General features: G+C 60.0%; 26 protein-coding genes. 6 read left to right on the forward strand and 20 right to left on the reverse strand.

Annotation, left to right across the window (positions count from 1 at the left end; translation table 11 throughout):
• Positions 1-146 precede the first annotated feature (146 nt).
• The 14 genes from nuoK to QM780_RS08890 form a co-directional block, all read right to left on the reverse strand.
• Positions 147-455, reverse strand: coding sequence for an NADH-quinone oxidoreductase subunit NuoK (gene nuoK / locus QM780_RS08825; RefSeq protein WP_415070101.1), 309 nt, complete (start codon positions 453-455; stop codon positions 147-149).
• Positions 452-1,102, reverse strand: a complete 651-nt coding sequence (locus QM780_RS08830; RefSeq protein WP_415070102.1) for an NADH-quinone oxidoreductase subunit J — start codon at positions 1,100-1,102, stop codon at positions 452-454. The genes nuoK and QM780_RS08830 overlap by 4 nt, the downstream gene beginning before the upstream one ends.
• A 10-nt stretch (positions 1,103-1,112) precedes the next feature.
• Positions 1,113-1,601: an NADH-quinone oxidoreductase subunit NuoI gene (gene nuoI / locus QM780_RS08835; RefSeq protein WP_415070103.1), complete on the reverse strand. Its 489-nt coding sequence runs from the start codon at positions 1,599-1,601 to the stop codon at positions 1,113-1,115.
• A complete protein-coding gene (gene nuoH / locus QM780_RS08840) occupies positions 1,598-2,644 on the reverse strand; it encodes an NADH-quinone oxidoreductase subunit NuoH (protein WP_415071995.1) in 1,047 nt (348 codons plus the stop codon). The genes nuoI and nuoH overlap by 4 nt, the downstream gene beginning before the upstream one ends.
• Before the next feature lie 166 nt (positions 2,645-2,810).
• Entirely contained in the window at positions 2,811-4,907 is a 2,097-nt protein-coding gene (nuoG, locus tag QM780_RS08845; RefSeq protein WP_415070104.1) for an NADH-quinone oxidoreductase subunit NuoG, read from the reverse strand.
• A gap of 15 nt (positions 4,908-4,922) precedes the next feature.
• On the reverse strand, positions 4,923-6,209 hold the full coding sequence (gene nuoF, locus QM780_RS08850) for an NADH-quinone oxidoreductase subunit NuoF (protein WP_415070105.1): 1,287 nt from the start codon (positions 6,207-6,209) through the stop codon (positions 4,923-4,925).
• A 5-nt stretch (positions 6,210-6,214) separates the two neighbouring features.
• A complete protein-coding gene (gene nuoE, locus QM780_RS08855; protein ID WP_415070106.1) occupies positions 6,215-7,426 on the reverse strand; it encodes an NADH-quinone oxidoreductase subunit NuoE in 1,212 nt (403 codons plus the stop codon).
• Positions 7,427-7,656: 230 nt separating this feature from the next.
• Positions 7,657-8,124 carry a hypothetical protein gene (locus QM780_RS08860; protein WP_415070107.1) on the reverse strand — a complete coding sequence of 156 codons (468 nt, stop codon included), beginning with the start codon at positions 8,122-8,124 and terminating at the stop codon, positions 7,657-7,659.
• Positions 8,125-8,236: 112 nt separating this feature from the next.
• Entirely contained in the window at positions 8,237-9,427 is a 1,191-nt protein-coding gene (locus QM780_RS08865; protein WP_415070108.1) for an NADH-quinone oxidoreductase subunit D, read from the reverse strand.
• A 2-nt stretch (positions 9,428-9,429) separates the two neighbouring features.
• A complete protein-coding gene (locus QM780_RS08870; RefSeq protein WP_415070109.1) occupies positions 9,430-9,879 on the reverse strand; it encodes a thioesterase family protein in 450 nt (149 codons plus the stop codon).
• Positions 9,880-9,889: 10 nt separating this feature from the next.
• Positions 9,890-10,219, reverse strand: coding sequence for a hypothetical protein (locus QM780_RS08875; protein ID WP_415070110.1), 330 nt, complete (start codon positions 10,217-10,219; stop codon positions 9,890-9,892).
• 170 nt (positions 10,220-10,389) lie between these two features.
• Positions 10,390-10,992: an NADH-quinone oxidoreductase subunit C gene (locus QM780_RS08880; protein WP_415070111.1), complete on the reverse strand. Its 603-nt coding sequence runs from the start codon at positions 10,990-10,992 to the stop codon at positions 10,390-10,392.
• A gap of 73 nt (positions 10,993-11,065) precedes the next feature.
• Positions 11,066-11,653 (reverse strand): NuoB/complex I 20 kDa subunit family protein, encoded by a 588-nt coding sequence (locus QM780_RS08885; RefSeq protein WP_415070112.1) that lies wholly within the window; start codon positions 11,651-11,653, stop codon positions 11,066-11,068.
• Positions 11,644-12,009 carry an NADH-quinone oxidoreductase subunit A gene (locus QM780_RS08890; protein ID WP_415070114.1) on the reverse strand — a complete coding sequence of 122 codons (366 nt, stop codon included), beginning with the start codon at positions 12,007-12,009 and terminating at the stop codon, positions 11,644-11,646. Before QM780_RS08890 ends, QM780_RS08885 begins: the two co-directional genes overlap by 10 nt.
• A gap of 510 nt (positions 12,010-12,519) precedes the next feature.
• Here QM780_RS08890 and QM780_RS08895 point away from each other — a divergent pair.
• A complete protein-coding gene (locus QM780_RS08895; RefSeq protein ID WP_415070115.1) occupies positions 12,520-12,864 on the forward strand; it encodes a hypothetical protein in 345 nt (114 codons plus the stop codon).
• A 181-nt stretch (positions 12,865-13,045) separates the two neighbouring features.
• The gene (locus tag QM780_RS08900) at positions 13,046-14,257 is read left to right on the forward strand and encodes a DUF2778 domain-containing protein (RefSeq protein ID WP_415070116.1); all 1,212 of its coding nucleotides are present in this window, start codon (positions 13,046-13,048) and stop codon (positions 14,255-14,257) included.
• Positions 14,258-14,272: 15 nt separating this feature from the next.
• Here QM780_RS08900 and QM780_RS08905 read toward each other — a convergent pair whose 3' ends face one another.
• Positions 14,273-15,163, reverse strand: a complete 891-nt coding sequence (locus QM780_RS08905; protein WP_415070117.1) for a bestrophin family protein — start codon at positions 15,161-15,163, stop codon at positions 14,273-14,275.
• Between the two features lie 194 nt (positions 15,164-15,357).
• Between QM780_RS08905 and QM780_RS08910 the strand changes: the two genes are divergently transcribed.
• Positions 15,358-15,663 carry a hypothetical protein gene (locus tag QM780_RS08910; protein ID WP_415070118.1) on the forward strand — a complete coding sequence of 102 codons (306 nt, stop codon included), beginning with the start codon at positions 15,358-15,360 and terminating at the stop codon, positions 15,661-15,663.
• A 66-nt stretch (positions 15,664-15,729) separates the two neighbouring features.
• On the opposite strand, the gene QM780_RS08915 is transcribed toward QM780_RS08910, so the two are convergent.
• Together QM780_RS08915 and QM780_RS08920 are read right to left on the reverse strand one after the other, a co-directional pair.
• Positions 15,730-16,392, reverse strand: coding sequence for a transglutaminase-like cysteine peptidase (locus QM780_RS08915; RefSeq protein WP_415070119.1), 663 nt, complete (start codon positions 16,390-16,392; stop codon positions 15,730-15,732).
• Positions 16,393-16,545: 153 nt separating this feature from the next.
• Positions 16,546-18,129 (reverse strand): Na+/H+ antiporter, encoded by a 1,584-nt coding sequence (locus tag QM780_RS08920; RefSeq protein WP_415070120.1) that lies wholly within the window; start codon positions 18,127-18,129, stop codon positions 16,546-16,548.
• 114 nt (positions 18,130-18,243) lie between these two features.
• On the opposite strand from QM780_RS08920, the gene QM780_RS08925 reads away from it, so the two are divergent.
• Complete coding sequence (locus tag QM780_RS08925; protein WP_415070121.1) at positions 18,244-18,984, forward strand: HugZ family protein; 741 nt, start codon at positions 18,244-18,246, stop codon at positions 18,982-18,984.
• Positions 18,985-19,011: 27 nt separating this feature from the next.
• Here QM780_RS08925 and QM780_RS08930 read toward each other — a convergent pair whose 3' ends face one another.
• Positions 19,012-19,611 (reverse strand): MarR family winged helix-turn-helix transcriptional regulator, encoded by a 600-nt coding sequence (locus QM780_RS08930; RefSeq protein ID WP_415070122.1) that lies wholly within the window; start codon positions 19,609-19,611, stop codon positions 19,012-19,014.
• Between the two features lie 238 nt (positions 19,612-19,849).
• Between QM780_RS08930 and QM780_RS08935 the strand changes: the two genes are divergently transcribed.
• Positions 19,850-21,751: a putative bifunctional diguanylate cyclase/phosphodiesterase gene (locus tag QM780_RS08935; RefSeq protein WP_415070123.1), complete on the forward strand. Its 1,902-nt coding sequence runs from the start codon at positions 19,850-19,852 to the stop codon at positions 21,749-21,751.
• On the opposite strand, the gene QM780_RS08940 is transcribed toward QM780_RS08935, so the two are convergent.
• Positions 21,748-23,463, reverse strand: coding sequence for a methyl-accepting chemotaxis protein (locus tag QM780_RS08940; RefSeq protein WP_415070124.1), 1,716 nt, complete (start codon positions 23,461-23,463; stop codon positions 21,748-21,750). The genes QM780_RS08935 and QM780_RS08940 overlap by 4 nt on opposite strands.
• Positions 23,464-23,945: 482 nt before the next feature.
• On the opposite strand from QM780_RS08940, the gene QM780_RS08945 reads away from it, so the two are divergent.
• The gene (locus QM780_RS08945) at positions 23,946-25,097 is read left to right on the forward strand and encodes a hypothetical protein (protein ID WP_415070125.1); all 1,152 of its coding nucleotides are present in this window, start codon (positions 23,946-23,948) and stop codon (positions 25,095-25,097) included.
• Positions 25,098-25,468: 371 nt separating this feature from the next.
• On the opposite strand, the gene QM780_RS08950 is transcribed toward QM780_RS08945, so the two are convergent.
• A complete protein-coding gene (locus QM780_RS08950) occupies positions 25,469-25,939 on the reverse strand; it encodes a tyrosine-type recombinase/integrase (RefSeq protein WP_415070126.1) in 471 nt (156 codons plus the stop codon).
• Positions 25,940-25,996 lie beyond the last annotated feature (57 nt).

The following is a 25,996-nucleotide window of genomic DNA, read 5'->3' on the forward strand; positions in this document are numbered from 1 at the left end:
TCTCCCCGTCAGGCCCTTTGCTGAACGGGGAGAGGGTCGGGGTGAGGGGCGGCAACAGGTGCGCGAGGCTGCCCCTCACCCTAACCCTCTCCCCGCTAACGGGGAGAGGGGACAATTTGCATTTTTGGGGGACGTTGATCACCGCCTCACCCCTTCATCATGTTGATGTCTTCGACTGCGATCGAGCCGCGGTTACGGAAGTAGACGACCATGATCGCGAGCCCGATGGCAAATTCGGCAGCGGCAACCGTCAGCACGAACAGCGCGAAGACCTGGCCCACGAGGTCGCCGTTGAAATGCGAGAAGGCGACGAGGTTGATGTTGACGGCGAGCAGCATCAGCTCGATCGACAGCAGGATGACGATGACGTTCTTGCGGTTCAGGAAGATGCCGAAGATACCGAGCGTGAACAGCGAGGCGGCAACGACGAGATAATGTCCAAGACCGATGGTCATTCGGCAGCCTCCGGATGCTTGACGGCGGGAGGAACGACAGAACCGCCGGTCGGAACCTTGATGACTTCCAGGCCCGTTTTCGGCCCGCGCGCGACCTGCGCTCCGATCGACTGCCGCTTGACGCCCTGGCGATGTTTCAAGGTCAAGACGATGGCGCCGATCATGGCGACGAGCAGGATCAGCCCTGCGCTCTGGAAGAAGTAGACGTATTTCGTATAGAGGATTTCGCCCAGCGCCTGCGTGTTGGTGATGCCGGAACCCGCCGCCGGCACCGGAGAGGCAGGAGTGATCGAAGGCGCGACGGCCAGGCCGCGATAACCGAAGAGGGCGATGAGTTCGAGCAGGACGACGCCACCGATCAGCGCACCGACTTTGGCATTCTTGATGAAGCCGGCTTTCAACTCCGCGAAATCGACGTCGAGCATCATCACGACGAACAGGAAGAGCACCGAGACGGCACCGACGTAGACGATGACGAGCAGCATCGCCAGAAACTCGGCGTCGAGAAGCACGAAAAGCCCGGCGGCATTGAAGAAGGCCAGGATCAGAAACAAGACGGCGTGAACCGGATTTTTCGCCAGGATGACGGTCGCACCCGAGGCGACGGCGAGAACCGCGAAGACATAGAAAAAGACGGCCGATATCATCGCCCTGCCCTCACCGATATTTCGCGTCGAGCGCGATGTTCTTGGCGATTTCGCGCTCCCAGCGGTCGCCGTTCGCGAGCAGCTTTTCCTTGTCGTAGAAAAGCTCCTCGCGGGTCTCGGTCGCGAACTCGAAATTCGGGCCTTCGACGATGGCATCGACCGGGCAGGCCTCCTGGCACAGTCCGCAATAGATGCACTTCGTCATGTCGATGTCGTAGCGCGTCGTGCGGCGCGTGCCGTCGTTACGGCGCGGGCCGGCCTCGATGGTAATTGCTTGCGCCGGGCAGATCGCCTCGCAGAGCTTGCAGGCGATGCAGCGTTCTTCGCCGTTCGGATAACGGCGCAGCGCATGCTCGCCACGGAAGCGGGGCGAGAGCGGCCCCTTCTCATAGGGATAGTTCAGCGTTTTCTTCGGTGAGAAGAAGTAGCGCATCGTCAGGAAGAACGCCGAGACGAACTCCGTCAGAAACAGCGACTTTGCGCCTTGTGCCACGTTCATGAAAGGAAGCCTCCGAATTGCAGCACGGCGGCCGTGATGATGACCATGACGAGCGACAACGGCAGGAACACTTTCCAGCCGAGCCGCATCAATTGATCGTAGCGATACCGCGGCACCATCGCCTTCACCATCGCGAACATGAAGAAGACGAACACCACCTTGATCAGGAACCAGAACAGGCCGGGAACGGCATTGAGCGGCCAGATGTCGAGCGGCGGCAGCCAGCCGCCCAGGAACAGGATCGTCGTCATCGCGCACATGGTGACGATCGCGACGTATTCGCCGAGCATGTAGAGCAGATAGGGGGTCGACGAATATTCGACCATGAAGCCGGCGACGAGTTCGGATTCCGCTTCCACCAGGTCGAACGGCGGGCGGTTGGTTTCGGCGAGCGCCGAAATGAAGAAGACGACGAACATCGGGAAGAGAGGCAGCCAATGCCAATCGAGGAACGAGTTCGTCAGACCGAGGTGCGTGCCGATGCCGGTCTTCTGGGCGTTGACGATGTCGGTGACGTTGAGCGAGCCGACGCAGAGGATCACGCAAATGATCACAAACCCGATCGAGACTTCGTACGACACCATTTGCGCGGCGGATCGCAGGGCGCCCATGAACGGATATTTCGAGTTCGACGCCCAACCGCCCATGATAATGCCGTAGACGCCGAGCGATGAAATCGCGAGCAGATAGAGCACGCCGACGTTCATGTCGGAGATGACCCATTTGCCCCAACCGTTTTCGTTGACCGGTATGACGGCCCAGGCGGCCAGCGCGCACACCGAGGTTGCCAACGGCGCGAGCAGGAACACGGCTTTGTCTGAGCCCGCCGGGATCACCGGCTCTTTGAATACGAACTTCAAGAGGTCGGCGAAGGACTGCAGGAGGCCGAAGGGTCCGACGACATTGGGGCCGCGGCGCATCTGCACGGCAGCCCAGACCTTGCGGTCCATCAGCAGCAGAAAGGCGATGATGACGAGCAGCAGTACCAGAAGCAGCAGCGAAAAGCCGATCAGGGCGAGGATGTGCCAACCGTAATCGGTCATGAATTGGGAAACGGCTTCGATCATGGCGTTTGCCGCCCTTTCCCGTCATCCCCATGCACGCGGGAATCCGCCCAAGTGAAGGTTCGCGACATTGCAGACGCTTGGGTGGATCCCGGCCTTCGCCGGGATGACGTCAGTGGGTGAGTGATCGACGATTGCATACCGCTCACTCCGCTGCGTTGAGTTTCTGGTTGTTCGAAGCTTTGAGTGCGCTCATTCCAGCCATGACGGCGGACGCGCGCGCGATCGGGTTCGTCAGATAGAAATCGGCGATCGCGGGCGTGAACGGCGCCGAGGTCGTGTCCGCCGAAAGCTTGGCGAGCGTTTCCAGCCCGGAAGCGGCACGCGCTTCAATGGTATCGAGCGCGGCGAGCTGTGGGCTCGCGCGGTACATGGCGGCGCGGAGTTCTTTCAGGTTGTCGTAGGGCAGCGTCGCGCCGGCGCGTTGCGACAAGGCACGAAGGATCGTCCAATCCTCTTTGGCGTTGCCGGGCGGGAATACCGCTTTCGCGGTCTGCTGCGCGCGCCCTTCGGTGTTGACGTAAGTTGCGTTCTTTTCCGTGTACGCGGCACCCGGCAGAATGACGTCGGCGCGTTCGGCGCCCTTATCGCCGTGCGTGCCCTGATAGACAACGAACGCCGAGGGATTGAGACGCGAGAGATCACATTCATCGGCGCCGAGCAGATATAGAAATTCCGTCTCGGGCCCAAGGATGCCGGAAGCATCCTTGCCGCCCTTTGCCGGCACGAAGCCGAGATCGAGACCAGCGACCCGCGCCGCCGCGGTCTGGAGAACATTGAAGCCGTTCCAACTGGCTTCCTTGCCAGCCGACGCCGCAATCAGAATGCGCGCAGCAAGCGAGAGCACGGCGAGACCATCGGGACGGGCGAAGGCGCCCTCGCCGACGATGACCATCGGTTTCGCCGCCGATTTCAAAACGTCGGCGAACGGGGGCTTGCCGTTGGCGATATCGGCCAGCGTATCCGGTCCGGCACCAAGATATTCGTAAGGATAGGCGAGATTGACCTTGGCGCCGACGAGGCCGATTTTGGTCGGTGCCGAGCGCCAGCGCTTGCGGATGCGGGCATTAAGAACCGTCGCTTCGACACGCGGATTGGCGCCGACAAGCAGAATTGCGTCGGCCTGCTCGATGCCTTCGATGCTCGAATTGAAGAGATAGCTGGCGCGGCCGAGCTTCGGATCGAGCTTATCGCCCATCTGCCGGCAATCGAAAGAAGCGACGCCGAAGCGGGTCAAGAGATCCTTAAGCGCGAACATTTCCTCGGCGCCCGCGAGATCGCCCGCGATCGCGCCGATCTTGTCGGCCGGCGTCGCCTTCAGCTTTTCGGCGACAAGGTTCAGGGCTTCATCCCAGCTCGCGACTTCGAAACGGCCGTTCTTCTTTATATATGGTTGATCGAGACGTTGGGTTTTGAGACCGTCCGAGACGTGGCGGGTCTTGTCGGAGATCCATTCCTCGTTCACGGCGTCGTTGTTGCGCGGAAGAATGCGCATGACGGCAGCGCCGCGGACGTCGGCGACGATGGCCGAGCCGACCGCATCCATGACGTCGACGGTCTCGACCGCTTCCATTTCCCATGGCCGGGCACTGAAGGCCCACGGACGATGGGTCAAGGCGCCGACGGGGCAAAGATCAACGGCGTTGGCGCTCATCTCCGACATGATACCGTGTTCGAGATAGGTCGTGATCTCGGCGTCCTCGCCGCGACCGATGAGGCCGAGCTCTTCGACGCCTGCGACCTCGGTCATGTAGCGGACGCAGCGCGTGCAGTGGATGCAGCGCGTCATCATCGTCTTGATCAGCGGGCCGATGTGCTTTTCCTCGACCGCGCGCTTGTTCTCGTGATAGCGCGAGCCGCCCATGCCGAAGGCCATGGCCTGATCTTGCAGATCGCACTCGCCGCCCTGATCACAAATGGGGCAATCGAGCGGGTGATTGATGAGAAGGAACTCCATCACCCCCTCGCGGGCCTTCTTGACCATCGGGGAAGAGGTGCTGACGATCTTCGGCGAGCCGTCCTTGTTCGGCGGCAGATCGTTGACGAGCATCGCGCAGGACGCGACGGGCTTGGGCGAGCCCTGAACCTCGACGAGACACATGCGGCAGTTGCCCGCGATCGACAGGCGCTCGTGATAGCAGAAGCGCGGGATGACCGAGCCCGCCATCTCGCAGGCGTGCATCAAGGTCGTGCCGTCTTCGACTTCGATCGGAACTCCGTCGACAATCAGTTGCTTTGGCATTTCTATACCTGCCGCCTATTCTGCCGCCACGCGTGAGTGCTTCGCGTGATAGTCGTCGATGCGCTGTTCGATCACGGGACGGAAATTCTTTATAAGGCCCTGGATCGGCCACGCCGCCGCATCGCCCAAAGCGCAAATGGTATGTCCTTCGACCTGCTTGGTGACTTCGAGCAGCAGATCGATCTCGCGCTTTTCGGCCTCGCCGCGCTCCATGCGCTCAAGGACGCGCCACATCCATCCGGTGCCTTCGCGGCAGGGCGTACACTGGCCGCAGCTTTCGTGTTTGTAGAAATAGGCCAGACGCCGGATTGCGGCGATGATGTCGGTCGACTTGTCCATCACGATCACGGCTGCAGTGCCAAGACCGGAGCCGAGCTTGCCCAGCGCGTCGAAGTCCATCGTCACAGCTTCGGCTTGCTCGGCCGTAATGCAACGGACCGATGAGCCGCCTGGGATGACGGCGAGCAAGTTATCCCAGCCGCCGCGGATGCCGCCGCAGTGCTTGTCGATCAATTCCTTGAGCGGAATTCCCATCTCTTCTTCGACGACGCAGGGGCGTTCGACGTGACCTGAGATCTGGAAAAGCTTGGTGCCGGTGTTGTTCGGCTTACCGAGCGCCGCGAACCAAGTCGAGCCGCGACGAAGAATTTCGCCGGTGACCGCGATGCTTTCGACGTTGTTGATCGTGGTCGGCGCGCCGTAGAGGCCGACGTTGGCCGGAAACGGCGGCTTCAGGCGGGGTTGGCCCTTCTTGCCTTCAAGGCTTTCGAGCATCGCCGTCTCTTCGCCGCAGATATACGCGCCGGCGCCGTGATGGACGTAGAGATCGAAGTCCCAGCCGTGGATGTTGTTCTTGCCGATGAGCTTGGCGGCGTAAGCCTCATCGATCGCGCGCTGAAGCGCCTCGCGCTCGCGGATGTATTCGCCGCGCACATAGATGTAGCTGACGTGGGCGCGCATCGCGAAGGACGCGAGCAACGCCCCTTCGACGAGAAGATGGGCGTCGTGGCGGAGGATCTCGCGATCCTTGCAGGAGCCGGGCTCGGATTCATCGGCGTTGATGACGAGGTAGCTCGGCCGTGAATCGGCCTTCGGCATGAACGACCACTTGAGGCCGGTTGGGAAGCCGGCGCCGCCGCGGCCGCGCAGGCCCGACTTCTTCACCTCGTCGATGATATAGTCGTGGCCCTTGTCGATGAAGAACTTGGTGCCGTCCCAGACGCCGCGGCTCTGCGCGCCTTTCAGGCTGACGTCGTGAAAGCCATAGATGTTGCGGAAAATTCGGTCGCGATCATGCAGCATGCGCGCTACCCCTTCGGCCTTTCGCCGGCTTTGTTTTCAGGACGCCAGCCGGAAGCGAGCTTGGCCGCCTGCTCGATCCACTTGTCCCGCGTCACGCGACCCTTGAAGCCGTCGAGCTGGCTTTCGAACCAGGCGACGTTTTCGGGCGACCATTTGGCGATCTGATCGAAATGCCAAATACCGATGGCGTTCAGCTTTTCGACCATCTTGTCGGCGACGCCCCAGATGAGGGAGAGGTCGTCGGCTGAACCGCGCGGTGCCTTCAGCAATTCCGGTTCGACGGTGGCAACAGCGGCTGCGGCTGCTGCGATAGCCTTGTCGCGGATCATATCGGCCTTGATCTTGTCGAGTTCGCCTGCCGAGAGCGGCTTGCCGTCGCCGCGCGCTTCAAGTTCTTTCACAAGGCCGGCGTTGGCCATTGCGGTGAGGGCAGCTGGGTGAATGGGCGGGGCTCCGCCGGGCGATGCGGGCGACGTTCCCGTCGCAACCTGCTCTTTATGAGCGGGCGAAGCCAGAGCGGACGGCGGGACCGTTTCTTGCGGCTTGTCGGTGGGACCGCCTGAAGTTTCGTCAAAGCGCTTCTTCCAGGCGCCGATCGTCGAACCGTCATAGAGCGTCGGATCGGTGAGCGACGTCGGGCCGGTTATGGGGCAGGACGCCGTCCGGCCGATCTGTGAGCCGGGCTTTGGCGGGCGGCCGGCGAGAAAGCCGTCGATGATTTTCTCGAATTGCTCGGCGGTCAGATCTTCGAACGTATCCTTGTTGACCTGCACGACCGGAGCGTTGGCGCAGACGCCGATGCACTCGACCTCTTCCCAGGACAGGGTGCCATCGGCGTTGGTCTCATGAGAGTGGCCGTTGATGCGGTTCTTGCAGACGGCGATGAGTTCGCCTGAACCGCGCAGCATGCACGGCGTCGTGCCGCAAACCTGAAAGTGAGCCTTGGAGCCGACCGGCGACAGCTGGAACATCGTGTAGAAGGTCGCGATTTCCATGCCTCGGATATGAGCCATGCCCAGCATGTCGCAAACGAGCCTGATCGCCGGCTCCGGCAGCCAGCCGCCGGCTTGCTCCTGCGCTTTCCACATAAGCGGGATGATGGCGGAAGCCTGCTTGCCGTCGGGATATTTCGCGATCGTCTCCCGCGCCCACGCGAGATTCTCGGCGGTGAAGGCGAACTGGGCAGGTTGCTCAGGATTCAGTCGGCGAACGGCCATTCACGGCTCCTCGAACGTCAATCCCATGCCGCCGAACTGTAGCAGGAAACGTCCGCGATATGACGTTTTACCCGCTACGTTCCATTCGATTCAGAAAGCGACATTAACTCTCACTTGCTGAAGCGGTCCAGTACGTGGATCGCGAAAACAAAGCAAGCATTTGTCGATCCGCTGCGGGTGACAAGTCGTGATCGAAGTCTGTGTTCAGGTGCGACGATACGCGCGCCCGGTTATGGTGTCGTGCTTGGGGGGCTTGCGTTCGAATCCGACGGCAGAAGTCCGCGCCGCTGCAAGGTCTCCGTCGGCTTCTCCGTCGCCCATTTGCGTTCGTTGAAACCCAGCGGAACGGCAAGCCACCCGAGCAGCAAAAGGAACGTCGCGAAAGGTGCCAGGAACAGTGCGATCTGCGAACCGACCCGGAGGAAGCCGGTCCAGATCGCCGCAAGCAGAAGACCGAGCACGATAATCACCCAGCCGCCGTCGTCGGCGCCACGCGCGGTCGCAAACAGCAGGGCCGAAAAGAGGCCCACAAGACCAATTGCGACCGGCACGATCGGCAGGTCGGCTTGCAGGGCGCCCATCGGCCAACCGCGCGTGCGGGCGAACAGGCGGTAGGTGGCGAGGCTCAATCCCCACCCCAGCGCGGCGACCGCGAGCAGAAAGAGGTTATCGACCATCGGGGCTGCACCGGGAAGCATCGCTCGATCCTTTTCACGCCACAAAACCGTCACCGACCCCTATCTTACCGCACGCCAGTGAGGCGGGGATAAGTTTTTTTGAGGGGTGCGGGCGGGTGCTCGTGCTTTAGTTCTAGCGGTCGATTTCGCCGAAGACGATATCGAGCGAGCCGAGGATTGCCGAGACGTCGGCGAGCATGTGTCCCCGATTGATGTGATCCATGGCGGCAAGGTGCGGGAATCCCGGCGCGCGGATCTTGCAGCGGTACGGCTTGTTCGAGCCGTCAGCCACGAGGTAGACGCCGAACTCGCCCTTGGGCGCCTCGACGGCGGCGTAGACTTCGCCCGGCGGGACGTGCACGCCTTCGGTGTAAAGCTTGAAATGATGGATCAGCGCTTCCATCGAGCGCTTCATTTCGGAACGCTTCGGGGGCACGACCTTTTTGTTCTGAGCGACGTGCGGCCCCTGCCCTCCGGCGGATTTGAGAAGCTCGCAGCACTGCTTCATGATTTTGGTCAATTCCCGCATCTCCTGCATACGGACGAGATAGCGGTCGTAGCAGTCGCAGTTCTTGCCGATCGGAATATCGAAATCGAGTTCGGCGTAGCATTCATAGGGCTGGGCTTTGCGAAGGTCCCACGCGGCGCCGGAGCCGCGTACCATGACGCCCGAAAAGCCCCAGGCGAATGCCTCATCGAGCGGGACGACGCCGATATCGACGTTGCGCTGCTTGAAGATGCGGTTTTCAGTCAGAAGTCCGTCGATGTCGTCCACGACCTTCAGGAACGGATCACAAAAGGCATAGATATCGTCGATCAGCTTCTCGGGAAGGTCCTGGTGGACGCCGCCGATGCGGAAATACTTGGCATGCATGCGCGAGCCGGATGCACGTTCGTAGAAGACCATCAGCTTCTCGCGCTCTTCGAAACCCCAGAGCGGAGGGGTCAGAGCGCCGACGTCCATGGCCTGGGTGGTGACGTTCAGAAGATGCGACAGCAGGCGTCCGATTTCGGAATAGAGCACGCGGATGAGCTGGGCGCGGCGGGGGACCTCCAATCCCAGAAGCTTCTCGGCCGCGAGGCAGAACGAATGCTCCTGGTTCATCGGGGCGACGTAGTCGAGGCGGTCGAAATAGCCGATCGCCTGCATGTAGGTCTTGTGCTCGATGAGCTTCTCGGTGCCGCGATGGAGAAGGCCAATGTGCGGGTCGACGCGCTCGACGACCTCGCCGTCGAGTTCCAGCACGAGGCGAAGCACGCCGTGCGCCGCCGGATGCTGCGGCCCGAAATTGATATTGAAATTGCGAATCTCGGTTTCGGCCATTTTCAAACGGTCCCGCGCGTGATGGGTGCAAGCCTGGCGATCTTCGCCTTTTCGTTTACCCGCTGCTCGAACTTTTGCCAATCGACGACCATGCGCTGATGCTCGCCCTCGCCTATCAGATCGATGCCGTCGTGGGCTTTGACATGAAAATGCAGCCTGCGGCCAGAAACTTTCGTGCACTCGGCATCGACCGTTACGATTTGTCCCGGGACTGTGGCTGCCAAGTGCGAGACGTTTATATGAATGCCGAGCGAGCCTTCCCCCTCATCGAGATGGGGGGCGATGATGTGGAGACAGGTCCATTCCATCAGGCCGACCATGAAGCCGGTCGCAAACACCGTCGGCATCATCTGAAACTCATGCGCTTCGGGATAGAGGTGCGGCACCGTCTTGGTCGCGGGAACGCGATACGCGAACTGCGTTTTGGCTCCGACCTCAAGCGTATTTTTCATCGTTTCCGCCTCACAGCCGGTCTTTGAGATTGCGGATCGTAACGTAAAGGCCGGACGCGGTTCCGGCGACGGCAAAAAGACCGACGAAGAAATCCCAGAAATGAGGCTCCGTCGTGCGCCCGAACCACGGATAGAGAAATTCGGCGATCGCGGAAACTAGAACCACCCCCAATGGAATGAGGATGGTGCCGTAGGGAAGGAAACGGCAAACAGCGCCAAGCACCAATCCTGCCAAAGCCCGCGGCCAGTCGATCAAGAAGGCGGCGATCATCGCCACGGCAGCAACTGCAATGTTGAATTCCAACTGCATTGCGATGCGCGTCCTTTGAATCACAGCCATCCGGCGCCTCCGGCGGATCGATGGCCGGCGGCACGCAGAAGATAAGCTCTGCCGCGCGCGCGTTCGAACTCAAAATCCTGTTCCGGCGCAAAGGCCCCCGGGAACGCTGCCGAGCGGTGAGACGACAAGACTAGACGACGAACATTCAAAGCGGAACGCCACGCACGCCTTCAAGATTTCGGACCGGCTTTCTCGTCGCCCGGAAGGACATGGCTTGGCCCTTCCCACGGGCTTTCGAAATCGAAATCGCGAAATTCCTGGGTAAGCTTCACCGGCTCGTAGACGACCCGCTTTTTCTCATCGTCGTAGCGAACCTCGACATAGCCGGTCAGCGGGAAATCCTTGCGGAGCGGATAGCCCTGAAAGCCGTAATCGGTCAGGATGCGGCGAAGATCGGGATGGCCGGTAAAGCGGATGCCATAGAGATCATAAGCTTCCCGCTCATACCAATTGGCTGCCGGGAAGACGTCGTTGATACTGGCGACGGGCGTTGCTTCATCGGTCGAAAGCTTGACGCGGATGCGCTGATTGAGACGCGGCGACAGCAAGTGATAGACGACGTCGAAGCGTTCGGTCCGCTCGGGATAGTCGACGCCGCAAATATCGATCAGGACTTCGAAAAGGCACTTGGGATCGTCGCGCAGTTTCGTCAGCACGTCGATGATGTTCTCACGCGCGACGGTGATGGTCAGTTCGTCGTGCGCGATCATGTTCGACAGGAGACCACCTGCGAGCAGCGTTCCGACATGATTTGATTGAGCAGCTAGATCCATCGGTATCAGACTCGCTTAAGGTTTGGCCGCGGCAAGGTCCTCTACAATCGCACGCCAGCGACCATTTTCGTCGTCAGCGTTCGATGGTGCCTGTTCGGCGGATCTTCCGCTGCAGCAGGAGAATTCCGTAAAGCAGCGCCTCGGCGGTCGGAGGACAGCCGGGGACGTAAACATCGACTGGCACGATCCGATCGCAGCCGCGGACGACAGCATACGAGTAATGATAGTAGCCGCCGCCGTTGGCGCAGCTTCCCATCGAGATGACATAGCGCGGCTCGGGCATCTGGTCGTAGACCTTGCGCAGCGCGGGTGCCATCTTGTTCGTCAGCGTGCCGGCGACGATCATGACGTCGGACTGGCGCGGCGAAGCGCGCGGCGCGAAGCCGAAGCGTTCGACGTCGTAGCGCGGCATCGAGGCCTGCATCATTTCGACGGCGCAGCAGGCGAGGCCGAACGTCATCCACATCAATGAGCCGGTACGGGCCCAATTGATCAGTTCATCGACGGTCGTGACGATGAAGCCTTTATCGGCAAGCTCGTTCGAGACATCGGTGAAAAACGGATCGGCGGCAGCCTTCGAAGCAGCCCCCTCGCGGACCCGGTCAAACGTGCGATCGAAAATAAGACGCTCCGGCCCCTCGCCCCTGACGATCACTCCCATTCAAGCGCGCCCTTTTTCCATTCGTAGATGAAGCCAATGGTCAACACGCCGAGGAACACCATCATGGACCAGAAGCCAAAAGCGCCGATGTCCTTGAAGGCGACCGCCCAGGGGAACAGGAAAGCGATCTCGAGATCGAAAATGATGAAAAGGATCGAGACGAGATAGAAACGCACGTCGAACTTCATGCGGGCGTCGTCGAAAGCGTTGAAGCCGCATTCGTAGGCCGAGACTTTCTCGGGATCCGGGTTTCGGTAGGCAACCAGGAAGGGCGCGATCAGAAGCGCAGCTCCGATCAGGAGCGCCACGCCGAGGAAAATCGCGATCGGCAGATAGTGAGAAGTCAGATCCATCATGCGGTTCATCCGCTTATAGCGAGAGAGTCCGAGCGCTTGGGCGCTGTGCGGTGTTAACCCAGTGCGTGCCGCAGCGCAACACCTGCTCGGCCTGATGTGGCAGGACGCGCATACCGGCCAGCGAAGACCTCTTGGCCCCCTGCTTTGCCGCTCGCGACCTCATCGATATCGGCGGCGCGCGTTTCGGATCAGCGCTGCCGTCGACGTCAGGTTGCATGAACCATTGGGGCTTTGCCGTTTCGCGGATTTGCCTTCGCTTCCATTCTGATTTGCCGGGCTGCGTTTCGGCGAACGGGATTGGCAACTGCGATCGAGGTCCGAATTCAAAGTTACAAATGCAGAAAAGCTTCGGTCGCCGGCCGCGAATTCCTTACGAAAATATTTCTACTTGGATTGTTATTTACTGAGCATAGGTCCACGGTGGACGAAATCTTCGAAGACTTGGCCAGTGTTCAGCAACCATTCAGAGGGCGAAGTGTTTTCTGGTCAAAGTCATCGGGAGCAATCGTCATGAAGCCCTTGATCTACGCGCTTTCGGCGCTCGCCGTTGCCGGCCTCGCGCCGCATTCCGTCCAGGCCGCCGATCTTGGCGGATATGATGAGAGTTACGAGGACCGTGGCCCGGTCGTCGAAGGGCCGCCGGTCGTGCGTCGAAGCTACGACTATTATTATGACGAGGGCCCCGTCGTTTCCTATTACGCGCCGCGGTTTTATCGGCCCTATCCCTATTACGCGGGCTATTACCCCTATCGCTACGGCTATTGGGGTGGCCCGCGTTGGGGCGGTCCCCGCTGGGGCGGACGCGGCTATTGGGGCCGTCCCGGCCACTGGGGCGGGCATCGCGGCTGGCGCTGACGCTCAGCGGTGAGAACAAATACTCAATCGAGTTCCGTCGTGCGTGCCGGTCGGTGATCGGCGCGCCAATCGCGTTTCGACAGACGATCAGCTGCCTCGCGTCGGCACAGGTGGCACGGAAATGTGCGCAATTTTGCCGATAGCCTCGCTGTTGCCCCGACTCCTGCGTTAGGGAAGTCCCATGATACCGACCGATCACAAGGCTGGATGGCGGACGCCGTGGGCGTGGGTGGCGATGTGCGCCGGCGGCTCGGACGTGCGCAGGATGGCACTCGCCTTGGTCGCGTTGGTCCTGGCGGCGGTGGCGCCGTTCGTTACGGCCGGGCGTGCCGAGCCGCAGCAACCGTCTGCAAAAGCTTCACAATCTTCGGCTGCCGCGGCCGCCGCGGCGGGGCAGATCGCCGATTTCTTCGGCGAAGTCGGCGACCAGATCTATGAAGACTGTATCTTCGAGCTGTCGCAGGAGCAGATCGAAGTCCAGCAGGCGCTCATCGTGGCCTACATCAAAGCTGGCGCCAGCGCGGCTGCGGCGCGCAAACTAGCGGTCAAGCAAATCCACCCGCCCAAGCTATCCGCCAAGTGCGAGCAGATCCGGCGGATGCCTAAGCAATCCGGCCCGGTGGCGAGCGCCCCGCCGCCGGCCGTCGAATGGCCACCGGCGGTTGTCGCGCCGAAACAGCAGACGAAAGTGCCGGCCGGCCCCGCCATTTCGATCGTCGACAAGAAGACGCCGGCGCAGTGGGACTGCGCTCCCGGCGTCGACTTCGTGACCATTCAGCTCAACGGATATCCGCGGAAGCTCACGGGAGGGGAAATCTGCAACCCCTTCGAGGATGTGGTGCACGAGGTTCCGACCACCACCATCCCGTTCCGGCTTGGCTATACGATCCGGACCGGGCGTCTGTTCGTCATCTCCGGCGATCCACAAGTCAGCGGACAGACGATCGCGTGGGCGATTTCGGGCCGCGAGATGTGCCGGAACAATCCCGACCCCGACTGCTTCGCGACGCGTGCGGTCGGTCCTTTGCCGCCGGGCGAATACAGCTTCGGAGCTGCAAAGCCGGAGCAACGGATCACCTGGGGGCCGAAGACGAAACGCAACGTCGCGGGAATCTATCTGACGAAGCTGTGGGACAAGGAACGGTTCACAGCCCGGCAGACGGCCGCCATTCTGGCACGTGGAAATATCGCAATTCACGAACGGCTCAAGGGTGAAATGTCGGAAGCCTGCCTCGGTCTCGAGCCGAAGGGATGGGCTTACGTCGCCTCGCTGATCAAGAGCGGGCGCGCGGTCGGCGTCAACGCCTATATCGATGAGCCGTACCCGCAGGTCGCAGAGAACCCGCCCGTCGTCGTTGCGTCATCATTCTCGCTGACGTCGCTGTTCAAATGATCGGGCGGCCTCCGTTCACGATAGAACAAAGCCGACAGGCTGCAATTCGTCCGGCAAAGGCGTGACGCCGAGATAGCTCAACGTCTCTCGCTCGATGGTTCTGACCAAAGACTTCACCGGCAGACTGTTGTCGGCGGGCGAGAATGGTTCAGCCAGATCGTCGCCGATCGCATCCAGCCCGAAGAACGTATAGCTGATGAATGCGACGATGATCGGCGTTCCCCACCCGAGCTGCGGCGCGAGCGCAAAGGGCAGCAACAGGCAGAACAGATAAACCGTGCGATGAATGAGCAGGGTGTAGGCGAATGGCAATGGCGTCGTCTTGATCCGCTCGCACGCGGCCTGGACACTGGTGATGGCGTTCATGCGGATAGCGGCGGACGAATAGCGCCAGTCGGACAAGGAGCCAGTCTTGTTGAGCGAAATCAGCTCGGCTCCGATCCGCCGGAGAATTGAATCCGGAACGTTGGGATCGGGAGGGACGTCCGCGTCCCATTGGCGTGCGGCCGAGACTTCATCCTCGCCGCGCAGACGCGCCGACAAGGCGTTCGCATACGCGATCAGCGGCATGAAAATACGCTTCTTGGCTTCCGCATCGAGATCGGAAAGTTCCCGGCAGAGCGAGCGCACCTGAACCACAAGTTCTCCCCACTGCTTTCGTCCTTCCCACCAGCGATCGTAAGCGGCGCTGTTGCGGAAGCTCATGAAGATCGAGATCGCAAGGCCGATCAATCCGAAGGGCGCCGTGCCGAAGTGAGATAGAGAATCCAGGTGAAAGTCGCCCGTCAGGACGATGATGCAGGCCAGCACGGTGATGAACAAACAGCGCCACGCGACGCGCCCGGCAATCGACCCGCGCACCGCGAAGAGAATATCGAAAAGGGTGGCTTTCGGTCGGACGATCAAGTTCTGGTTCTCCCCGATATTTCGTGCGCGGCGGGATTATTCTCTATGCGCGGCCTGAAGAGTTAGCAATTCGATTGCCGTCCTATCCCAAGGATGGAGTCTGCGGTCGAGGAATCGTGGCGAAGTTAGGCTACGCGGCCTATCGCGAGGACTCCATGCCCATGGCAGGTTCGCAGCATTATCGGAGAAGCGCCGTGTACCGCCGTCTTGCGATCGTCATTGCCATGTTGCTGTCGCCGTATTCCTGCTCCGCTGCATCGGCGGCGTGGACGTGCAAACCCGTCTGGAAGTTCAGCGGAATGGGCAACAAGAGCTACCAAGGTTCGGGCGTCAGCGAAACGGCTGCGAAGGACTTGGCGCGAAAATCGTGCGTTGTCGACAATCGCGGGCTCGAGCTCGACGACTTCTGCCTGCCGGAGCCAAACGGGAACGACTGGCATTGCACGCAGGATCAGCAGCAGCAGACGATCAATTCCGCGCCCCTGGATGCAAACCGCTGATCCCGGCCGGCGCATTCCCTCTTCAATTCATCGATTCATTGCCGCCGCTGGGGTGGAGCATCGCTCTCAGCGAGGATGAGTCAGATCGTACAGGAACTGCGGCACAGCGATAGGAGCAGGCATCACATCATCATTCGGATCGAGATCACGCCATATCTTCGGATCGTTCGACGATTGAATCATCTTGTAGCTGTAAGGCGTTTGATACCAGGACCTCAGCTCGTCGGTACGATTGTCGAGGATGACATCTCCGAACCTCGTTCTTGCCGTCAGCACGGCGTGGCCTTCACCGTTTTCGATCCGCACGACCGTCATCAGGAGAGCGCTGGAAGGCCAACCGAGCGAAATCAGGATGTGGCGTTTGAGGAGAGCATAATCTTCGCAATCACCTTTGCCATCCTTGGGGATCGTCCAATAATCCTCGATGCCGTAGTGCTCTATATCCGTTTCGGGCACGATGGCACGGTTGATCCGGCGATTGACCTCATCGAGCTGCTCGAGGCTTTTGGCCAATTGCTTAAAGTCTTTCGCCGGGCTGCGAAACACGCACTCGTCCGGCGTCTCGACACAAAAACGTTTGAACGCTGGCGGTGGCTCGACTTTGCCGTACTCCGGCAAAAACAAGTTCTGCATGACCGGCCGAGCAATCGCACCGGATTCGTCGGCGTGCGCCACCGCCGCGACGAACATCGCAACGCATCCGGCGAAGGCGGAATATAAAATACGCATCGCAATGATCCCCGGGGCCGTACCCGCCGCGAAGAGGATCAATATTGCACATTAAAAGAGCCCTAAAATCTCCGTTCTTGCGGCCCAGCGTCTTGAACTAGCTGATAGGTCTAATCCCATTCGCGAGCTTCGCGCCGACGCCGTCAAGAGGCGCTAAACACGCGCGTCCAGGGCGCCGATTTCCTCGATATCGAGATCGCGTTCGATTGAATGGAGGGTTTCATCGTCGATTTTTCCCGCGCGATGCAGCCGCATCAGCTCCTGCCGACCAGCCGCCACCGCCGCCAGAACGACATCGAAGTGGGCATTGATCCTGTCTTTGTGCTCGCTCTCGTTACCCGCATAGCGCTCCGCCATCGTGGCGCGACGCGTATATTTTTCCAGAAGTTGCGGGTGAACGAGGTTTCCGTTGTCATCATAGGCGAGCTTTTCGACGGTCTCTCTCTGCACGGCTGCCATTGCCGCTTCGGCCTCGGCGCCTGTCAGCTTGGTGTTGCTCGGCTCATCCTCGACGAGGCCCAACGCGCGGATGAGTACGCCAAGCGTCGTTCCCTGCAAGAGCACGGTGACAAGGATTACGGCGAACGCTGCGACGAGCATGAAATCGCGTCCCGGCACGGCGGCGGGCAGCGTCAGGGCAACAGCGAGCGTTACGACGCCGCGCATTCCAGCCCAGCTCAACACGGTCGCGGCGGGCAAGCCCAGCGGACGGGCGTTGCGAAATCCCGATGCTCGCGCCAACGCCAGCACGGCATCGCTGCCGAAGACCCAAAGGAAACGCGCAGCCGTCATCGCCAGCACGATAATCAAAATTGGCATGGCCATCTGCTGCATCACGACCTCGATGCCGCCGACGCGTTCCAACACGCCGCGCAGCGAAAGTCCAATCAGTATGAAGATGAAGGCTTCGAAGACGAAGACCATCACTTGCCAGAACGCGCTCGCGCGCATGCGCACCCTGGCGGAAAAGATCGTGTGCTGAAACCAACCCAAGAGGAGGCCGGCGGTGACGGTTGAGATGACTCCGGACACGTGGACAGCTTCAGCCGCAAGATACGCGGCCCAGCACAACAGAACCGATGCCGTGATGACGAGATATTCGTCATGGAGTCGTTTGAGCAGAACCATCCATACGCCGCTGACCGCCGCACCGACAGCAACCCCACCAAGAGCCAGGATCACGAATTGGCCGAAGGCCGCGCTCGCCGAAAACGTTCCGGTCAGCGCGGCGGCGACGGCAAAGCGGAACAGCACGAGGCCGGTCGCGTCGTTGAGAAGGCTTTCGCCTTCAAGCAGAGTCGAGAGGCGCCGCGGCAGCTTGACGGACTGAAGGACGGCCCTTGCTGATACGGCATCGGGAGGCGAAACGATGGCGCCAAGAGCAAAGCAGGCGGCCCAAGGCAAGTCTGGCAGCAGCCAGTGCGTGACGACACCGACGACCAGCGTCGTGAAAATGACTGCACCGATTGCGAGAGAGAGGACTCCCACCAGGTGCTTCCGGAATTCGGCGTGAGCCGTGAAATAGGCTCCGTCCATCAAGAGCGGCGGCAGGAACAGCACGAGCACAAGTTCCGGGTCCAATTCCAGGACCGGCAGACCCGGAACGAAGGCGAGCGCGCCGCCGCCGACCAATAGCGCGACCGCAGGTGGAAGCTCGAAGCGCGACGCAATCCAATGAAGCACCAGGATCGCAAGGAGCATGACGAAAGTCAGTTCGAAGGCTTGGACGGGGTGCATGCGAATTCAGTTCTCCGATCGTGCCGTGCTCATGCTCAACCGGTCTCTATGGCGGGAGCGGGCACCTTTGTGTAGGTTCACCCGAAAAGACGCAAGTGCAGAGGGATTGCTACCATGGACGAGAAGAAGCGAGATGTGCTGCAACCGGTCGACGACACGGCAAAGCGGCTCGCAAAAACTCTCGTGCGGACTGCCCGTTTCGCGGCGCTCGCGACGCTCGATCCGCTGGATGGCTCTCCTTCCGTCAGTCGCGTCAGTCTCGCGACCGCAATGGACGGCGCGCCGATTTTTCTTATTTCGCGCCTGTCCGGCCATTCAACGAATTTGCTCTCCGACGGGAGATGCTCGCTGTTGGTCGGAGAGCCCGGCAAAGGCGATCCGCTCGCGCATGCGCGCATGACTTTGATCGGTACCGCCAGACAAATTCCGGCGGGCGACGAGCAGACGTCCTATCGGAGCCGGTATCTGAGACGGCATCCGAAAGCGGCGCTCTACGTCGATTTTCCCGATTTCTCATTCTGGCGTTTCGATGTGGCGCGAGCCTCGCTCAACGGCGGTTTCGGAAAGGCATACGCATTGACGGCGGCCGACCTATCGACATCGCTTGCGGGTTCCGAGGCGCTGTCCGATATGGAAGAGGGTGCCGTCACGCACATGAACGCGGATCATCTGGCCGCTATCGAGCGATATGCTGCCAAGATCGGCGAAGATGCCGGAAACTGGCGTCTTGCAACGCTGGATCCGGAAGGCTTGGATTTGACGTCAGGGGATCGTGTTGCCCGGCTCTGGTTCGACGCGCCCCTTGCTTCAGCGGCGGAGCTGAGGCCGGTGCTCGTTGCGCTGGCAAAACCGTGATGCGCAAAGTTCAGGGGCAGCTTAGCTTTACAGCGTCTCAGGCCTTTGTTGCGATGTTACAGCCTGAAAGTTCCTGCACAGGTTGTCGAGATCGGCGGCCAGAAGAGAGAATTTCAAAAACTTGCAGAGGTAAGTGACGTCGGCGTCGGCGCCGACGGATCGGCCGCGGCGCGCGAGCAGAAAGGCGCAATCGCGGCACGTACCGAACGGATGGCTGGGTCGATCGAGACCGACGTTTGCGATCAAAAATCTCAGTATATTGCGGAATTGCACGAGTTCCGCGCCACTCAAGTGTTCGACCTCTTGCGAAAGATGCGCGAGCGGATCTTCTTCCATGACCGCGCGGCCCGCATCGGTCACGGTGAAGACGGAACTGCGGGCATCTCGCAAAGAAATATCGCGCTCTAAGTAGCCAGCATTTTCCAAACTTTTAATCGTTTGAGAAACCGTTCCGGGCGTAGTTGCCTGATATTGCGCAAGTCCCGAAAGCGTGCGGCTGTAGGAATTAGCCCGTGAAAAATAGCGAAGGGCAATCCACTGCGCAGACGTCAGCCGGTCACCGTCGTTCTCTGCAAGAAGTACTCGGCTTAACTGCAGCAGCACATCTACAACGTCTTTCGCAACCATAACTCCCCCTGCAGACGAGCCCGGCATACGAGCATCACTTGTGTGAATGTCAACTTTTTTTTATAAGATTTGGGGGTCACCGCCCGAATGGCGACGACTATTTTTGAACCGAAAGCTTCGGTTTGCAGACCGATGCAAATTATCCGTATCGCCGACAGCAGTGGGCTCAAAATGTCGCATAATTAGCGTTTACTTCACGACTCCGCTCGCAAAATCCGCTCATGCGATTGGGGCTTGCATGAACAGAGAATGTGAGATGGACGGCGGCGGTCCTTCAGAAAATTCAATTAAAAATTTTGATCGGTCTTCGTGCGAGCCAATCCGCGGCCAAACGCTGACAGTCGAGCAAAATCTCGCCGTCACGATCTTATCGTGCACCCAGGAAGCGGTCGTCATAACGGATGCGCGCGGCACGATCCTGACCGCAAACGCGGCGTTTTCCAGGTCCACCGGATATGCGATCGATGAGATCGCAAACAAAAACATGCGTGTCCTGCAATCGGGCGTTCACTCGAAGGCGTTCTACGAAGCCATGTGGGCCAGCATCAACGCCAATGATTACTGGCAAGGCGAAGTTTGGAATAAGCGCAAGAACGGCGAGATTTATCCGGCTCTCCTGACGGTCAGCAGCGTGCGTTCGGCCGATGGGACGCTGACGCATTATGTCGGCAGCAGCGCGGATTTGACATTCATCAAGTCATCGCAGCGCGAGCTTGAACATCGTGCCAACCACGATGATCTGACTGGCCTTCCCAATCGCCGGCTGCTCACATCCAGGCTCGATCAAGCGCTGGCCCGGGCGCGAGCGTCGCAATCGACGGGAGCGGTCATTTTCATAGATCTCGATCGATTCAAGCTTATCAACGACAGTCTGGGGCACGAGAGCGGCGACCAGGTTCTGGTGCGAGCGGCGGAGCGGCTTGTATCCTCGATCCGCGCGTCCGACATGGTCGCACGATTTGGCGGCGATGAATTCGTCATGCTGTGCGAAAACATAAACCGTGCTGCGGTGGTCGAACTCGTCGGGCGAATTCTGACGCAGTTGAGCCAGCCCTATCTTCTTTCCGGAGGCCAGCAGGTCTGCCTCGGGGCGAGCGCGGGGATCAGTCTTTTCCCGGACGACGGCTTTGATACCGCATCGCTCATCCAATACGCCGATTCAGCCCTCTATCACGCCAAGGCCGCAGGAAAAGGCACGCATCGCTTTTTCTCCTCGCGGCTGACGCAAGTGGCCAACAGCCGACTCTCCGCCGATCTGCGGCTCAGGCAGGCGCTCGATCGCGAAGAATTCATTCTGCACTATCAGCCATTTGTTTCGATGCCGAGCGGAGAGGTGACGGGCCTCGAGGCGCTGATCCGATGGAAGACGCCGAACGACAATATCGTGCCGCCGGGAGAATTCATCCCTGTCGCAGAAGACACCGGGCTTATTGTACCGCTAGGCGAATGGGTATTGAAAACGGCGTGCCGGGATATGAAGGAACTGCTCGGCGCCGGAGCGGCTCTGCGAACGATTGCCGTCAACGTCTCGGCGCAGCAGCTCAACAATCCGTGCTTTGTCGATACGGTGCGAAACGTACTCAAAGATTCCGGGCTCGATCCCTCTTTGCTCGAGCTGGAAATCACCGAGAGCACGCTGATGGGACAGGGCAATGCCTCCGTCACCATCCTCGAGGCTCTGAAGGCGATCGGACCGCGATTGGCGGTCGACGACTTCGGTACCGGCTATTCCTCGCTCTCCTACCTGCAAAGGCTGCCAATCGATAAGCTCAAGATCGATCGCAGTTTCGTTTCCGAGTTGGAGGCCGGTGGAGCGGCCCAGATCATCACGGCGGCGATCATCGGCCTGGCGCGCAATCTACACCTGGATGTTCTGGCCGAAGGCGTCGAGAACCGCTTCCAGGTAGATTTCCTGACGAAGAACGGCTGCACTGAGGCACAAGGCTTTTATTTCGGCTTTCCCGTACCGAAGGAAGCTTTGTTCTCCCTGCCCGGAATCAAATGGCGGCATCGAGAGAAACCGGCTCGCGGCGATGGGCGCCGTCAGCCCACATTGCAGGGCAAATCCGACATGGATCGAACTGCTTTTTTCGAGTGGGCCGACGACCGTACGTCGGTTGGGCGGCACGATGCGAATTAGAACTCTTCCCAGTCTTCCTTAGCCTTGTGGGCCCCCGTGCCTCGTGCGGAGGATGCCTTCTTCGGGTCGACCCGCAGGATTTTCGCACCGGGTCTTTGGCCGTGACGTGCCGTCGACATCTCGATGGACGCCTGGCGAAGTGCAGCGGCTGAGAAAGTGTCGTTGACCTTGAACTGCCCGACAAGTTCAGACAGTTGTATCGTCTCGGCAGTGAGCGAATGGCAGGCCGCCGTCGTTTGTTCGACCATGGACGCGTTCTGCTGCGTGGTTTTATCCATATCGTTGATGGCCGTGTTGATCTCCTGCAAGCCACCGGCTTGCTCTTCGGCCGCACTCGCAATCTCGGTGATCAGCTGGTTGATGCCGACGACATGCGCGATAATCTGCTCCAATGTCTTGCCGCTCTCGGCGACATAGCGGGCGCCCTGCTCGACCTGGGCGGTCGAGGTGGAAATAAGCGTTTTGATCTCCTTCGCCGCCTCGGCTGAGCGCTGTGCGAGGGCGCGAACTTCTGAAGCGACGACGGCAAAGCCCCTGCCCGCGTCTCCGGCGCGCGCGGCTTCAACGCCGGCGTTGAGCGCCAGAAGATTGGTCTGGAACGCGATCTCGTCGATGACGCCGATGATTTGGCCGATTTGCGAGGACGATCTTTCGATGTTGGTCATGGCCTCGACGGCCTGACGGACGACCTCGCGGCTCGACTCCGCGGCGTTCTTGGCATCGGCGACGGTGTTGCGCGCATGGACTGCGCCCTCGGAAGACTTTTTCACCGTTTGCGTGATCTCTTCAAGGGCGGCTGCGGTTTCCTCAACGCTCGCGGCCTGCTGTTCCGTTCGCCGTGACAGATCATCAGCCGCGGCGGCAATCTCGCGGGTGCCCATCGTCATTTTCTGAGCAGTCGTTATGACCTGCTGCAGGGTGCCGTCTAACTGTTCGAGAGCTTCGTTGAATTCCTTCTGCAGCTTGCCATAGGCATCCGGAAGATCGTCCGTCAGGCGGAATACCAGATCCTTGGCGGCAAGCTTGCCGACGGCAGCGCCGATGGAACTCGATACCATCGCGCGCTCGCGGCCGATCGCTTCTTCCTCCGCCTTGCGCTCCGCTTCGCGCCTTGCGGCTTCCGTGCGGATGCGCTCGTTTTCGGCATCCTCCTCAAATTTGCGGCGCGCTTCTTCGGCTGCTTCGGCGTAGACCGAAATGGAAAAGTCCATATCGAGCATCATGGCTTTCGCAAGCGCGCCGATGCACAAGCCGACCTCGTCTGCGGTCGGACGATTGCGACTGAGCGACAAGCGTCCGCTCGGCCACATCTGCGTGACGATGGCGCGGACGAGATGCTCGATGACGAGTGCGTAGCCGCCGATGTACCAACGCGGCTCGAGGCCGATACGGGCATGCGTCTGACCGACCCTTTTCACGTTGGAGACGTAGCGCGCATCGAACTTTGCGGTGCTTATCGATGTCCAATGGTTGATCTGCGCCGACTTGGCGGCAGCCATATGAGTTTCCCCGCGGAAGAATTTCAGAGTTTCCGGGGTCTTGCGGATCGTCTCGTAGAACTGGTCGAGCGCGATCGGCAGTTCCCGATCGATGATGGATTTGATTTTGCGAATACTTTCGCAGCGCTTTTCGTCGAGCTGAATGAAATTCAATCGTTCCGTCAGCGCACTGTCGAAATTGTCCGTCGCATTGCCGTGAATGTTTTGAGCCATGTGTATTTCCGCCTGTCGAGGGTGAAGCTTCTGGCAATTCTCACGGAGAACGCATCTTTGCGCTTTGCGGCTTGGACTGTCGGAAACATGAAGCCCGCACGAAAAAACGATTCGCCTCGTCAAGGGTGTGGTGATTCGTGTTTTGACGCAGATCGCGCGCAAGCCACACTCGCGAGTTTATTGCCAAGAAACTGCCGGTCCGCATGCAGATGGGCATGTCATCGAAATTAGTTCGTTTCTGAGTGAGACCTTGTGTCTGCGCAACGCGCGGGTCGCGGATGGCTTGGCGCCTTTCCTTTTGCTCTAGATCAATGAAATTGAACACCGGGCAGACAAGGCGCGGTCGCACCTGATCAACACGAACGTCGTCTGGTATCAATGGGATCTGGTCTGAGTCGCCTGGATCAGAATCGTCCACGCGTTTCGGGCGCCCACCTCAGAGGGATTGCATGGCTTGCCTTGGCGGGCGGAGGAACAGATCGGTGCGCATCTCCGCTTTTGCAGTCGCGATGATACTTGCGAACTTCTGCGTTCACCTTGAAGCGCGTGCGGACACAGCGGAGGTCGATGGCAGCGCTCTTTGGGAAGCCGGCTCTGAGGCGTACGCCGGCGGAGATTTGCCGAAGGCTCGCGATCTTCTGCTGCGCGCGGCGGATGCTGGGAATGCGAATGCCATGAATCTTCTGGGCGCGATCCTGCAAAAAGGTCTCGGCGGCGAGATCGATCTGCCGGGGGCGCGAAAATGGTACGAAGCAGCGGCCAAAAGCGCTGCCCTGCCGGGAGCGATGTACAATCTCGCGATGATGCAACGCGTCGGCGCCGGCGGCCCGAAAGATTTGGCCTCCGCGCGCTTCTGGTTCGAAAAATCGGCGACTGCAGGCAACGTCCCGGCGATGGATTGGATGGGATATCTATCTCAGAACGGAGAGGGAGCGCCGCAGGATTTGGCTGCGGCACGATCGTGGTTTCAGCGCGCTGCCGATCATGGCGATCCGGATGGCTTGGACAGGATGGGCTATTATCTCGATACTGGCACGGGGGGCCCGGCAAATCCGCAGGGCGCGCGCGAGATGTATCGAAAGGCTGCTGAAACAGGCCTCGTTCGCGGCATGAGCCACTACGCCAATGCGTTATACAATGGCACGGGCGGTCCGCGAGATTTGAGCGAAGCACGCGCGTGGGCTCAGAAGGCGGCCGATCGCGGCGATACGGATGCGATGGGCATGCTCGCGACCATCTATGCTTACGGGCAAGGCGTGCGCGTCAATCACGCTTTGGCGCGTACCTGGGCAAAGAACGGTTCAGAAGGCGGTTGTTCGTTTGCAATGCCGCTGTACGGGTATCTGCTCGAAAACGGTTTGGGCGGACCCAAAGATCTTCCTGAGGCGCGACGCTGGTATCAAAGGGCCGCGGAAGCCGGCGATCGCATCGGCATGTACGATTACGGGCTTGCTTTGGTCCGCGGAAAAGGCGGCCCCAAGAACACGGCGGAAGGCCGTGCATGGCTGAAGAAAGCCGCCGATTTGGGAGACACAGACGCCAAGAGGTACCTGGCGCGGAAAGGCGGCGGTCGTAGCCGCGCCGTTCAGCGCCGCCCGTCCTCTTCCGGCTACGGAGCATGGTTGCCGTTCTAACGTGTCGCCGACGATCTTGCGGTTAGCTGAAAACCACAATGCCCGGCTGCCGATCAGTGCGAATGGATCGGATTCTGGTGCTCGGAAAATGGATTGCGTGCCATTTGAGGAAATGGCACGAGAGACGGGACTTGAACCCGCGGCCTCCGCCGTGACAGAGTTCAAATGAAGAGTTTGGCTAATTACCAGAAAACCTCTCTGCATCATCAAGCGGTGCATTTCGCCTTACCTTCGGCACGATTTCTTGCGCTCTGCTTACCGCTGTTTACTGCTGCATACTTCGTAAGAAGTTCCCATTTGCTTCCCAAATTGCCTGCTGACGCCTGACGGCAGTCCTCCAGCGATCAAACACGCCAGCAGGTCGCGATCTTTCACGATCGTAAATTCAAAAATATGCTTTCGATCTTGGAATGCCCGAGCAGGAGCTGGACGGTCCGGAGATTTCCTGTTCGCTGGTATATGAGTACCGTCTTCGTCCGCCGTAACGAATGTGTGCCAAATTTTGCTGGGTCGAGACCGATGCTAGCGACCCACTCCAGCACCAACCGCGCGTACTGCCGCGTTGTCAGCCCACCTCTGTCGCTACGGCCGGCGAAAAGGAACTGGCCCGGCTTGCGCACCGTCAGACGCAGGTATTCGTCGATGGCCTGTCGAGTCTGATCCGTCAGCTCGAAGCGAACCGGCCGCCCCGTCTTCTTCTGGCGGACGGTTGCTCGATCCATTGAGTAACCGCTTGGAGCAACGTCATCGACGCGGACGGCGACAACATCGCAGCCGCGAAGTTTGTTGTCGATCGCCAGGTTGAAGAGTGCAAGATCCCTCTTCTTGCCCTCGATTTGCAACTTGGTTCTAATCGACCAGACATGGCTCGGCCTCAGCGGCGGGTGTGATCATTTCCG

Source organism: Hyphomicrobium sp. (genome assembly GCF_047600905.1).
In the GTDB taxonomy this organism is placed as follows: domain Bacteria; phylum Pseudomonadota; class Alphaproteobacteria; order Rhizobiales; family Hyphomicrobiaceae; genus Hyphomicrobium_B.